Annotated in this window: 9 protein-coding genes and 2 riboswitches; of the genes, 3 read left to right on the top strand and 6 right to left on the bottom strand. The window is 62.4% G+C overall.

Annotation, left to right across the window (positions count from 1 at the left end; all coding sequences use genetic code 11):
- Positions 1-7: 7 nt before the first annotated feature.
- The 6 genes from cobW to B0I00_RS02855 form a co-directional block, all read right to left on the bottom strand.
- On the bottom strand, positions 8-1,045 hold the full coding sequence (gene cobW / locus B0I00_RS02880) for a cobalamin biosynthesis protein CobW (protein ID WP_100865826.1): 1,038 nt from the start codon (positions 1,043-1,045) through the stop codon (positions 8-10).
- Positions 1,046-1,226: 181 nt separating this feature from the next.
- A riboswitch (cobalamin riboswitch) is annotated at positions 1,227-1,453 on the bottom strand.
- 28 nt (positions 1,454-1,481) lie between these two features.
- The gene (locus B0I00_RS02875) at positions 1,482-2,000 is read right to left on the bottom strand and encodes a hypothetical protein (protein ID WP_157812456.1); all 519 of its coding nucleotides are present in this window, start codon (positions 1,998-2,000) and stop codon (positions 1,482-1,484) included.
- Positions 1,993-3,036 (bottom strand): HoxN/HupN/NixA family nickel/cobalt transporter, encoded by a 1,044-nt coding sequence (locus B0I00_RS02870; protein ID WP_100865824.1) that lies wholly within the window; start codon positions 3,034-3,036, stop codon positions 1,993-1,995. The genes B0I00_RS02875 and B0I00_RS02870 overlap by 8 nt, the downstream gene beginning before the upstream one ends.
- Entirely contained in the window at positions 3,033-4,583 is a 1,551-nt protein-coding gene (locus tag B0I00_RS02865; protein WP_332870768.1) for a peptidase, read from the bottom strand. Before B0I00_RS02865 ends, B0I00_RS02870 begins: the two co-directional genes overlap by 4 nt.
- A gap of 23 nt (positions 4,584-4,606) precedes the next feature.
- Positions 4,607-6,748: a TonB-dependent receptor gene (locus B0I00_RS02860; protein ID WP_232730089.1), complete on the bottom strand. Its 2,142-nt coding sequence runs from the start codon at positions 6,746-6,748 to the stop codon at positions 4,607-4,609.
- Positions 6,749-6,921: 173 nt separating this feature from the next.
- A riboswitch (cobalamin riboswitch) is annotated at positions 6,922-7,153 on the bottom strand.
- 265 nt (positions 7,154-7,418) lie between these two features.
- Complete coding sequence (locus B0I00_RS02855; RefSeq protein WP_232730135.1) at positions 7,419-7,838, bottom strand: glycine zipper 2TM domain-containing protein; 420 nt, start codon at positions 7,836-7,838, stop codon at positions 7,419-7,421.
- 765 nt (positions 7,839-8,603) lie between these two features.
- On the opposite strand from B0I00_RS02855, the gene B0I00_RS02850 reads away from it, so the two are divergent.
- From B0I00_RS02850 to B0I00_RS02840, 3 genes are read left to right on the top strand one after another with little or no spacing between them, the layout of a single operon-like run.
- The gene (locus B0I00_RS02850) at positions 8,604-9,803 is read left to right on the top strand and encodes an ATP-grasp domain-containing protein (RefSeq protein ID WP_100865822.1); all 1,200 of its coding nucleotides are present in this window, start codon (positions 8,604-8,606) and stop codon (positions 9,801-9,803) included.
- Positions 9,800-11,584 carry an IucA/IucC family protein gene (locus tag B0I00_RS02845; protein WP_100865821.1) on the top strand — a complete coding sequence of 595 codons (1,785 nt, stop codon included), beginning with the start codon at positions 9,800-9,802 and terminating at the stop codon, positions 11,582-11,584. The genes B0I00_RS02850 and B0I00_RS02845 overlap by 4 nt, the downstream gene beginning before the upstream one ends.
- On the top strand, positions 11,581-12,744 hold the full coding sequence (locus tag B0I00_RS02840; RefSeq protein ID WP_100865820.1) for an MFS transporter: 1,164 nt from the start codon (positions 11,581-11,583) through the stop codon (positions 12,742-12,744). Before B0I00_RS02845 ends, B0I00_RS02840 begins: the two co-directional genes overlap by 4 nt.
- Positions 12,745-12,750 lie beyond the last annotated feature (6 nt).

The following is a 12,750-nucleotide window of genomic DNA, read 5'->3' as shown; positions in this document are numbered from 1 at the left end:
GCGGGGTTCAGCCCACGAGGACGGCGCGAATGGTGTCGGCATCGACATGATCATGCTCGGCGATGACGACGAGCGTGGTGTGCCGCGCTTCGTCCGGCCGCCATGGGCGATCATATTGATGGCGCACCCGCGCGCCCACCGCCTGCACCAGCAGCCGCATCGGCTTGTCCGCAACGGCGGCATAGCCCTTCACGCGCAGGATATGGTGATCGCGTGCCAGCGTTTCGATCCGGGCCACAAGGTCCGCCGGGTCGGCAATTTCGCCGAGCGCGATGACTGTGCTGGCGAAATCCTCATGCTCGTGATCGTCCTCACCATCGTGATGCGATGGGCGCGCGGCGACATCGTCCTCGGCAGCGGCGCCGAGGCCCAGGATCACCCGCGGATCGACCACGCCTTCGGTGAGTTCGATCACCGGCACCGGACGCGGCGCTTCTCGTAGGATTACGGCGCGCGCGGCAGCCACGCCTTCAGGTCCGGCCAGATCGACCTTGGTGAGCAAAACCATATCGGCGCAGGCAAGTTGATCCTCGAACACCTCCGACAGCGGTGCCTCATGATCGACGCTCGGATCGGCGGCGCGCTGGGCATCCAGCGCGGCTACGTCGGGTGCAAACCGACCAGCAGCGACAGCCTCGGCATCGGCCAGAGCCAGCACGCCATCGACGGTGATCCGGCTGCGGATGGCAGGCCAGTCGAACGCCTTGAGCAGCGGCTTGGGGAGCGCCAGGCCCGATGTCTCGATCAGGATGTGATCCGGGCGCGGATCGAGCGCGAGCAGCTTCTCGACAGTGGGAATGAAATCGTCCGCCACGGTGCAGCAGATGCAGCCATTGGCCAACTCGATGATGTTTTCAGCCGGGCAATCGGGAATGGCGCAGGCTTGGAGAATGTCGCCATCCACGCCCAGCGTGCCGAATTCGTTGACCACCACGGCCAGCCTGCGGCCCCCTGCATTGCGGATCAGGTGGCTGATAAGCGTGGTTTTCCCCGCGCCCAGAAAACCCGTAACGATGGTGACAGGCACCTTGGACAGTTCGGACACAAGCAACTTCCCCGCGCGCCGGAGCGAGAAAGCGGGGGCTTGCCGGACATGTCCGGTCGGCGCGCAACGACGGGCGGGCGCGACAGAGCACCCGTGACCACGCGACCGTGCAGCCCCAGCCGCACAGCTTCGTCGCTCAGACGGAGAGTTACCGTGCCGTGACCATCCCCTGGATCAGGCAAGAGCGACCGGTGCGCCGGCAGGTCTCCTGGCTCGCGGGTCACAGCTTGATGCACGCCTTCCCAGACTCGCACCTATGTGCTGCCCAGTGGCTGCCCCTGCGCGCAGAGGCATGTGCATCGCGCTATCCGCTTACAGTTGCAGGGACAGCCGCGGATTTGGAAGCAAGCTTCCGCACCGCATTCCCGATTAAGCCCCATCCGGGGCACCGGCGCGATCATTGAAGGGCGGGATACCCCGCCTTTCGCGGACCGCCCTAAACGAAAATAGCGGCCACGCCAATTGATGTTGTTGCTTCATCGGTTTCGCGCCACCGACTTATCTCAGCTGGATCGGCGGCCAGACGCTCGATCGCATCGCAGGGATAGGTCCAAAGCGAAATTTCGGTTCTGCCCTTCCGTATTCTGGCGGTGCCTGATCGAGGCAGCCGGCCATCCTTGCCCCACCGTATCCGCTCACGGGAGGTGATGCTGAGAACATCCTCAACCTGCCGCTGGCTGACGGGCTTGTGCGCTATCCGGAAAAACCGTTCCCGGATATCATGGGCAAGATTTTCCGCGGCCTGCCTTGAATCCGGATCGAACACACAGCTTTGATTGGATTTGACGAAAGTTCCGGCAGAACGCGTCATCAACATCCGGATCACCGCTTTGCATTCGCCGCGATGCACGCGAAGCCCGAGCGGCATGCGGACGTCGAGATCGATCGAGACGGTGCAGGACTTGTCGTCGCACCTGAGTATGACGCAACGGTCCACGCGGGTACGGTCAGGCAACAGACACCTCAATCTCGTCGAAGCGCTTCCAGCGATAGATCGCGAAGCTGGCAAGCCAACAGAGCACAAAAAGCCCGATGATGGCGAAGCCGAGGCTGTTGAAGTTCTCTCCCAGTTTCGCGGCAAGGCTCCATGGCCATCCCGCTAGCCCAAGCTTGTCGCCGATCAGGACCATTGCCTCGATGCCGCCGATGACGATTGCCACGATCGCCGAAATCAGGGTGATGGTGATGTTGTAATAGAGCTTGCGGATCGGCTTCACGAAGGCCCATTCATAAGCGCCCAGCATGACCACGCCGTCCGCCGTATCGATCAGCGCCATGCCGACCGCGAACAGCGCAGGCAGGACCAGGATTGTGCCGATCGACAGGCCGTTGGCAGCCTGGCTGGCCGACATGCCCAGAATGGCGACTTCGGTTGCGGTGTCGAACCCCAGCCCGAACAGAAAACCCAGCGGGGCCATATGCCAGCTCTTGTTCACGAGCCGGAACATCGGCCTGAAGAGACGCGCCAGCAGGCCGCGCGACCCCATCAGCAGATCAAGATCGTCTTCGGCATAGTCGCCGCCCGCGCGAACATGGGCAAAGGTTCGCCAGACGGAGCGCAGGATGACAAGGTTCATGCCGGCGATGGCGAAAAGAAAAAGTGCGGAAATCATCGTCGCCACCATGCCGCCGATGTCCTTGAACGCATCGAAGCGCGACAATGCGCTGGTCGTCAGCGCGATGGTGATCGACGCTATGGCGATGATTCCCGAATGCCCGATCGCAAACCAAAAGCCGACCGAAATCGGGCGCTGACCATCCTGCATCAGCTTGCGGGTCACGTTGTCGATGGCAGCAATATGATCGGCATCGACCGCGTGACGCAGGCCAAGTCCCCAGGCAAGCAAGGCAGTGCCCAACATCAGGGGCTGCGCGTGAAAAAGGCTATATGCCCAGACCCAGACCGCAATGTTTGCGGCGATCAAACCCGTGAACACGGCGCCGATCCGTCGGCGCAAGGACAGCGAAGCCGATGCGGCCGATGAGATCATGACTGGCTCCGTGATCGAAGGAAGAATGAGCGGCGGGACAACCGTCGCCGGATACGGCGACAAATACGCCACAGGTCGCAGCCAAGCTTGCGCATGCCCATCCAGGCTCCGGTCCCGCAGACCAGGGTGACGGCTGCGAGCAAGGGCAGGATGATGATGTACCGCAAGAGGCCCTGGCGCAGGCCGGGCAGATCAAAGCTGTGCGGCGCGTTCCACAGCCAGCGTTCGGCACGACCGGTGCCATCGACCGCGCGCAGCAAAGTGCCAGACCCCGCGTCGATGTAGACGCGTGTGGCTTGCGGATCGGCCAGCACAGCTCGCCACACAGGCAATCGCACCCGCTCCTTGTGGGCGTAATAATAGCTGTCACCCTCGGACAGCAGGGCAAGCGACACGACGCGAGGACCATTCTGCAAGGCTGCGGCGACATCGGCCCTGGTCAGGATCGCGGGCCTGCCCGAACTGTCCAGCCGCACCATGCGGCCATCTGCCGCAATGGCGACAAACGCCATTTTCCCGCCGAGCGGTGCGCTCTCCACACGGACTGTATCGATGGGGAGCTGGTTCACGTTGGCCAGCGCCGCTCGTATGTCGGTCCAGCGCATGGCGCCCGCAAGGCGCTGACGCTCGACTAGCCCGGCATCGCTGTCGAACAGGCCCCAGGGGCTCATCGAGAACAGGCCGCTGCCAACCCAGGTGAGGGCGAGCAGGCCAAAGACCAACCCCGCCATATGATGCCACCACCACAGGCCGCGATAGGGCGACCCTATCGTTCCATCCTTGCCTCGCCTTAATCGGCTAATCCCGACCCAGATCCCGGTAACGGTCAGGAAGCAGCCGATCAGCGACGTCCAGATGACCGCCTGGCTCCAGGCGGTGGGGTTCTGGCGCAGCACCGTCGGGTAAAGCCAGTGCGGCACTGCACCTAGCCAGCCCCAGAACCGCTCAAATCGGGTCGTTTTCTGGACGACTTCTCCAGTCAGGCCGGCGATGTAGGCCGTCGATCCTGCGGCATCGGCATAGTCGACCCGATAGAGTGGACGGTTGGCGCGAAAGGCCTGGACGGTCCATTGATCGACGGAAATCGGCACGATCGCCGCCACCGGTCCGTCGATCCCGACGTTCCGCCCGAATTCCGTCCCGACCTTGCCGAGGTCTTCGCGGGACAACGGTGCCAGCAGCGCGCCGGACCCCAGGTCATAGCTTTGCGGTGTGGCGCGCATCTGCCAGATCGTGCGTCCACCACTCTTTTCCGGCACGACCCGCAGCACGGGCTTGCCTGCGACCATCTCGAGGCGGGCAGATGCCAGGCCGGTGTCAGGTGGCAGGGTGATCCGTGACAGGCTGCCACCCGCCGGCAAATGCAGGGGAGACAAGCCCCGCAACTGCTCGGCAGGCAGCAGCCGGGGATAGTCGACATAGAGCATCACGAACCCTGTGAGGCACCACAGCGTCATCACCGCGCCGATGATGACACCCATCCAGCGGTGCAGGACGAGCAGCGCCCGCAACAGCCTGCCTCGGCTGTGCGGGCGTGGTGCCGTCACGGGTTTCGTGACGCCGTGCACGGTCAGAATCGCGCGCTGATCGAAAAGTCGGCCGAGCGTGGCCGCCCGAGCAGCCATTGCTCGTCATTGTAGGTGGTGCTCGCGTAATCCTTGTCGAACAGATTGTAGACCCGCAAGTTGGCCGCGATATTCTTCGTCACCGCGAATGAAATGCCGCCATCCACCACCGCATAGCCGGGCACACGGAACTGGTTGGCGTTGTCCGAAAAGGTTCGACCGACATAGCGCAGTCCAAGGCGCGTCTGGAGCCGCGCGGTGACGTCGTAGCGCAACCAGAGATTGGCGGTCGTCTCGGGCACGTTGGGCGGAGTCTTGCCGTTAAACGACGTGCCGCCGCTCAGAAACTCATCGAAACGCGCGTCGAGGATTGTGCCGTTGGCGTCGATCCCGAAGCCGCCGGGGAGGTCCAGCGTCAGCGAGGCCTCCAGCCCCTTCGCCGAGCGCTGCCCCACTTGGTCTTGCCTTGGCGGCAGGCTGCCCGGAACCGTTGCGAGCAGGTTCTTCTTGACGATCCGATAGGCAGCGAACGTCGCCAGCCCGCGGCCGCCGAGGAAGCTGGCCTTGATCCCGGCCTCGACCTGATCGCCCGTGGTATTCTTGAACGCCGCCTGCCCGATGGAGAAAGTGATCAACGAGCCCAGCGGATCGACGGCAGTCGCATATTGGCCATAGAGCGAAAGTGCCGGGGTTGGCTGGTAGACCGCACCCACCCGCCAGGTGATGTTGTGCAACGTCTTGTCGAGCCGCAGCGTCTCTATCGTTGCGCCGCCCGGGCCATAGCTCGTGACATAGCGCTTCACGTTGGCGCGATCGAAATTGATGCCCGCCGATACCGAGAGCTGGTCACTGATCGTCAGCCGATCCTCGGCGAAGAGTGAATATTGACGGGTCCGGGTGCGATATTGGGGACGCACCCCAAACGTATTGTAATAGAGGCCCGGATCGAAGGTGAACGGGTCGACCGGCTCGGCGAAGCCGGGCGGCGGCGGATCGGAATCGAAGTCGTTGGAATGCCTGAACTTGATGCTGTTGACGTCGAAGCCGACCAGCAGCTCGTTCTTCAATCCGCCCCAGGCGCTGCGGAGAGTGACATCGGTCTGGTTGCCGATCTGCGTCTGATCATGATCGATGCCGAAGAAATCAAACCGATCAATCTTCCCGGTGGCGCCATTCCAGAAATAGCTTTCGAGATTGCGCCACTTGCGATGCGTGGTCAGACGGTAGGCGGTGCTGCGGACACTGACGGAATCGCTTGGCGCCCACTCTACCCGGATCGTCGTCCGGTTGTCCCTGAAGCGCATCAGCGCGTCGGTGACATTGTAGTTCCGGCGCTTGTTGCGTTCGTCCAGCCTGCCATTGATCAACGGCGTGCCGAAATAGAGCATCGGCTCCTGATCGCTGTAATCATCGGACAAGGTGACGGTCAGGGAGTCGGCCGGTTGCAGCTGCACCGAGCCGGAGATCGCCAGCCCCTTCGAATTCCCACGATCGACCCAGCCGTCGGATTGCATCCGGCTGATGTCGAACCGATAGGCGATCAGATCATCGACCGGTCCGCCGACGCCTGCCGCGATGCGCCAGCTGTCCTGGGAGCCATAGCCGGCCTCCGCCTCGAACTCGGTATGGCCGGCGTTCGGCTTCTTGGAGATGACATTGACCGCGCCGCCGATTGCACCCTGGCCGTAGAGTACCGAGGCGGGGCCGCGTAGCACTTCGATCCGATCCACCGTCCAAGGATCGGTCGGAAAAGTAACTGTGCCGGCGCCCGGATAGAGGCGCACACCGTCATAAAGCTGCATGATGGAGCCCGGTCCGCTGAACCCGCGCGCGGCAAGGCCGGTGCCCCCATTGCCGGGATTGGCGACCGAGCTAATTCCCGTCGCCCGCGTCACAGCGTCGACGATCGACAGATCACCGCGCGCGCGGATCTCATTGCCGGTCAATGTCTCGACGCTGGCAGGCGTCTCCAGGACCGTGAGGCCGAGGCGACTTCCCGTTTGCGTTGGCGTGTTGGCATCATCGGTGTGTGTGCCGAATACGAGGATATCGGATTTGTCGCCTGCCTCGGATGCCGCTTCGGCATGAGCAAGGGTAGGCAAGAGAAGCGCGGCAACCGCACCGCTGGAAAGAATGGTCTTGATCACAAAATAGTCCCCCGGCGTCTTGCGACGTGACGGGGGCGTACCGTTCGCGAACGGCCGGCACGCGCGGCGGCCGGACGCCAAGGGCGGCCGACGCACGTCTCCGATGCGGCCCCAGCCGCTCGTTCGTCGCTCAGACGGAGTTCACCGTGCCGCGGCCATCCCCTGGACCAGGCAAGAGCGACCAGACGCCGGCAGGTCTCCTGGCTCGCGGGTCACAGCTTGATGCACGCCTTCCCAGGCCTCGCATGATTTAGCGTCCGGCCCAGTGGCTGCTCCTTCAAGGAGGAGCTATGTGCATCGCGCTATCCGCTTACAGTTGCAGGGACAGCCGCGGATTTGGAGGAAAACCCCGCACCGCATTCCCGATTAAGCCCTTCTCAGGGCACCGGCGCGATCAATCAGAAACCAGCAAATGCCGATTCCTGCGGGCGCACCTATCACCGTTCACACGGAATGCATAGTCGGCACTTTGTGACCAGCAACGACGAGGCAGTGGTGTGGATGCCCCCGGGTTGCCAGGCCCCCTAGCTGTTGAGTGGAAGGCTCTCTGATCGCCAACAGTCCGGTCATTCAATCGCCCGAACACAGGCCCCTTCGAGGACACAGCGTTGGAGCTTCGGGAGCGACACGACTGGCCTGTATCGCTCCCTCATTACAAGCTGCGGCTTGCTTAACAGCGGTGCTTGCTATCGATTTCGTGGCCGATCACCGCGCCGCCGCCGGCGCCGAGGATGGTGCCTGCGGCGCGGTCGCCATAGCGATCCAATCCGCGACCGATCAGTGCGCCCAGCGCGCCGCCAACGATCGCACCGGTCGTGCCGCTGGTACGGCAGTCGCCGCGGTAGTAGCGGTTTTCACGATAGCGTCGATCGTAGCGGCGACGCTCTTCGGAGTAATAAGAGCGGCGATATTCGACCGGCTCATGATAGTCGTACTCATCACGGTAGCGACGATGGTCGCGCCAGTTGCCGTCATCGTCATCATCGCTGTCGGATTCGTAAGAATACGAATGATACTCGCGCACGACCCGCTCTTGCGCGAGCGCTGCAGTTGGGACTGAGACCAACGCGCTCAGTCCCGCGATGCCCACCAACAATATGCCCCTCACTCGCGTCATGTTCGTTCCCTTTCCGTATCAATCGTTGACGAGGGCAAAGTGACAGTCATGCGATAGCCCGTGCCTGAACATTCACGGCATGAACGGTTCAGATCGTCCGGAAGAGGGAACCCTTGGTCTCAAATCTACGTGTCCCTTGAATGGGGTTCGCTCTCCAGTGCGCGGTGACGTGCCTGAATGACAAGCCAGCAAATTTCCGCAGTAGTTTGTCAAGTAATAGAGCATCGGCGCCCAAGATAGGGAACGAAGCATCCGCTAGGTAGGTACCCTGGCAGGCTCCTCTCAGGAATTGCTGGCTGCGGAACTGCCGGCCCCCTCGACTGCGAGGGTCAAGCTGAAGGCCGAAAAGCGGCCATCGAAGTCCGAGCCATCTCAACGTCCGCGCCATAAATTATCCCGACCCGGGATGAAATATTTACGTTGTTGCTATTGATTATGATTCGCGATAAAGGCTCCGCGACATCCCAATTGAGGAGCTAACCGCCCTATGCGGACACGAAATTTCGCGGCACCAGCAGCGGAAGCCGAGATGATCTGGCGTTCAGCGGTAGCAAGCCGAGGCTTCCTCAATGCCAGATCGGCCCGGCGAACCAGCCGGGAATCCGTTGGCCACGGCGCGCTATCCAGGCGGCACTCGTCATCGATGCATCGGTGACAACATGATGCCCAACGGGCGTCGCCCGCTGCCTAAGACAACCGATACCTCCCTTAGTACCAGTCTCTTGCCGGAGTATCATTTTGGCCAATCTCGTGATCGTGGCACATGTGCCCACCGACTCCGTCAATGACGGCTTCCTGCCGGCCGCGCGCCGGCTCGGACTGTCCGTGACCCTGCTCACCGACCATGCCGATTCGCATGAGCGCCACTTTGCGCGAGCGGGTTTGCCCGCCTATCCCGATCAGATCATTGCCTGCGATGTGTTCAACCCTATCGCTCTCATCGAGGCGGCCGAAGGCCAGAAGCCGAAGGCCATTTTCTCCAACAGCGACCACCTTCAGACCAGCACGGCCACAGCCGCCGTTCACTTCGGCTTGCCGGGGAAAGACCAACGCGTCGTCTACCGAGCCAAGAACAAGGCGGCGATGCGGGTCTTCTTGGCTCAGAATGGCATCGACATGTTGTGGCACAAAGTCGTCACAAGCGAGACTGACTTGGCGACTGTAACGGAGGCTCCGTTCCCGTGTGTCGTAAAGCCGCGCGAAGGGGTTGGCAGCCAACTTGTCCGGCTTGTCCATAACCTCGACGAACTCAGCCAGTACTGCCGGGCAGTCTGGATTGAGCGCCCGGGATGCATCCTGCTTATCGAGGAATATATCTCGGGCGATCTCTATACATTGGAGACCCTGGGCGACGGCCGGAGCATTCGGGCACTCGGCGGATTCCGGGTCACCTTGAGTCCTCCCCCACATTTTGTCGAACTGGCTGCCGAATGGGGCAACTGGCTCGCCGCCGATCAGCAGGCGGCGATCATGAACCAGATTGCGGCATTCGGCGTCGGCTTCGGTTCATGCCACACGGAATTCGTTCTCACTCCCAACGGGCCCAGGCTGATCGAGATCAACTACCGGACGGTAGGCGACCGCCGCGAGTTCCTGCTCGAGGAAACACTCGATTTCTCGCTGTTTGAAACAATCCTCCGGCTACATTTGGGCGAAGCTCTACCCGATCTGGAGTCCGGCGACCGGACAGCTGCCATGCGCTACTTCCCGACGAGGGAAGCCGGTGAACTGATCAAAGCGCCGGATGCGTTCCATAAAAATGATGGTGATGTCTGGCTGAACTACCGTCCTTTGCGCCGGGCGGGCGATGCAGTCACCGTCACCAATTCCAACAAGGACTATCTCGGCGTCCTTTGCGCCAGCGCCCCTGATACAGCCGCACTGACGCAAGCAATGCAAGCGGCGAGCGACCGTCTCACCTGGGATATCCGCGCATGAACGCGCCGCCCATGCTCAAAGCGGCCGGCGTTCCTGACTATCTCACCCGGCGAGTCATCGACGCCCTTCTGCGCGAAGACGTGCGCGAATGCGTCAGCCGCGGCGCGATTGTCCATGGTTTTGCCCATCCACTCCTCGATCAGCTTTCTCCCACGTTCCGGGAGGGAAGCTGGCTGCGCATCGATCATTTCGATGAACAGCTTTGGCTCGCAGTCGAGCCCGGCCAATTTATGCAGGATTGGCGGTTTCGCGCGTTTCCGGCGCTATCGTGCCGCAGAACCAACGCCAAGCCGCTACATGATCTTGCGGAGATATTGACCTGCTTCCGCTCGGGCCTGGATCCGCAAACCGAGGCGTTGCACGTCGCTTTTGGCAAAGAATGCGTCACCGCCAGTGAGCATCGCACCTGGTGCGAAGCCGAACGGACGCGCTGGTTTGCAATGCCGGACGAGGAGCCGTCCTACTGGCCGGCTTGGGCGAGAAGCCTCGCGCGGCACGACCGCCTAGCTGCGCTGCACGATCATCCCTTCTATCCCACGGCGCGAGCAAAGCTGGGTTTTGAGGCCGAACATCTGCGTGCCTATGCGCCCGAATTCCAGCCGGTGTTCGCGTTGCGCTGGCTTGCGGTGCCCCGGACGTCCTATGAAGGCGCGGCGTTGCCGCAATGCCTGCGTCCCAGCTTCACCGACGTCGGCCTCGACGAGGCACTGACCGCAGACCATGTGCTGATGCCGGTCCATCCGGCGCTCTGGGATGCAGGGCTCGGCGATTTTCTTGCTCAGGCCGACTTGGCGAAAGCCGTCGTCCGTGCGCCGCGGTCCTATCTCTCAGTCATGCCGACCCTGTCCGTTCGCACGGTGGTGCCCCTCTCCTGTCCTGGCCTCCATCTCAAGCTGCCGCTGACGATCCGCACGCTGGGAGCGACTAATCTGCGAACGATCAAGCCCAGCACCATCATCGACGGCGACATCGTGCAGACGATCCTGCGCGACGTGACGGCCGATCTGCCGGCGATCTCCGGCCGCCTCCTGCTGACTGATGAGGCGACAGGCGCCACCGCGTTTGGCCAATCGTTTCTTGGCTACATACTCCGCCGATATCCAGAACTGAACGAGGAAACGGTCACCCCCGTCGCAGCGCTGGCGGCCCCGGCTCCGGACGGACGGCTGACGATCGAAGCCCTGGCCGACCGCTTTTATGAAGACGATGTAGAAGCTCTTTTCCGAGACTACAGCGACCTCCTGCTGCGTCTTCATCTGTCCCTTTGGCTCAAATATGGCGTCGCGCTCGAAGCCAATCAGCAGAACTCTTTGCTGGTGTTTTCGGACAGCGGGCTGCGACTGCTGCTCAAGGATAATGACGCCGCGCGCATCCACAGCTCGGTGCTTGCCGCGCGGCGGCCGGATGTCGCTGGCCGGGTCGACGCGATCAGGGACCGACGCATCATTGTGGATGCCGATCTGCCGCTCGCGCAGATGTTCATTACCATCACGCTTCAGCTCAACATCGCGGTGATCGTCGAAGCGCTGCACCATGCCGGCCGCGCCGACCGGAGCGACCTTTACCGGCATGTGCGCGCGCGAATCGTCGCAATCCTCGAGGAACTGGCGATGGACGGCATCAACATAGTCGCTGCCAGACGGCACCTCCTCGAGGCCGAGCGACTGCCGCTCAAATATTTGCTGCGGGCGGCGAGTCTTGAAAGCAAGGCCCAAACCGGCGCCGCCGACGTCAACAAATTTTACGGCCTGACCGCACCCAATTTCCTGAGGCAAATATGAACAGACGCTCGTGGACGATAGCCGCGGTTGTCGCCGGACATTTCACCGCGGCCTTCTCGGCGCTGGGCATGCCGCCCTTTTTCCCTTTGATCTTCAAACAATCGCTGCACAGCGACGCCGACTTTCTCATCGGCTGGGCCTATGTGCTGCCGGCCGCGATGACCGCCTTGAGCGGTCCCTGGTGGGGGCGGCTCTCGGACCGTTTCGGCAGGAAGGCCTTGCTGCTGCGTGCGCAGCTCGGTCTCGCGGGAAGCTTCCTGCTTGCGGGGTTCGCGGAGACGGTTCCCGTCTTCCTCCTGGCGCTCACGCTTCAAGGGCTGTTCGGCGGTACATTGGCGGCATCCAATGCCTATCTCGCGACCCTGTTCGAGGGACAGGGCCTGACGCGGATATTGACGCTTCTGCAGGGATCTGCGCGCGCTGCGCTTATTGCTGCCCCGGTTGGACTTGGCTTTGTTCTTCTGAAAGCTTCACCGATCGAAACCTATCGCTATCTGGCACTGCTGCCCCTCATGGCCGCCGTGATGATTGCCTTTCTACCGAATCCCGAGCCTGTTGAGCCCGCCAAAAAGGCCTCGGTGAAAAACGCTTCAGATGGCCCCGGACTGCGTCTGCTCATCCTTGTTCAATTTGCCTTCGCCTTCGGCACTGTGGTGACCTTTCCCTATTTCGTGCCATTCACGCAGGTGCGGGTGGAAGGGGGCAGCCCGGCGCTGGCCGGCTTGCTGTTCGGCCTCCCACACTTTGTTTACCTGGTGACGGCCGCGCCGCTCAGTCTTTGGCTGGGGCGGAAACATCTGTTGCTGACGTTGTCGGCGGCCTTTTTGCTGCTGGCCGTGAGTCTGGGCGGCCAGATTCTCGCCCATGGCGTGCTGACCCTCGGGCTGTGGCGCCTGGTCATGGGTCTTGCCATGACCGCGAGCTTCATCGCCCTCCACGGCCTGATCGCAGAGGCAAGCGAAGCGGGGAGTGCCGGACGCATGTTTGGATTGCTCGACAGCGCCTCGAAATGGGGCGGCGTCGCGGCTGGCGTGATCGCGGGCCTCGCTGCTCAGGCGTTCGGGACCGATGCACCTTTGCTGCTCGGGTTGCTGGTTCTTTGTGCCAGTGCGGCGGCGATTGCTGGCCAAGCCTCCGCGCCTCTTCTGCGAACCCGATAAATCGGA

The organism is Novosphingobium kunmingense (assembly GCF_002813245.1).
GTDB lineage: Bacteria > Pseudomonadota > Alphaproteobacteria > Sphingomonadales > Sphingomonadaceae > Novosphingobium > Novosphingobium kunmingense.
Note: the sequence above shows the minus strand (reverse complement) of the source record. Positions and strands in the feature narration are given on the sequence as shown.

What these genes read in the sequence shown, in the direction of transcription:
- B0I00_RS02870 (WP_100865824.1), bottom strand. Translation starts at nt 3,036, where the DNA reads ATGATCTCATCGGCCGCATCGGCTTCGCTGTCCTTGCGCCGACGGATC.
- B0I00_RS02845 (WP_100865821.1), top strand. Translation starts at nt 9,800, where the DNA reads ATGAACGCGCCGCCCATGCTCAAAGCGGCCGGCGTTCCTGACTATCTC.
- B0I00_RS02840 (WP_100865820.1), top strand. Translation starts at nt 11,581, where the DNA reads ATGAACAGACGCTCGTGGACGATAGCCGCGGTTGTCGCCGGACATTTC.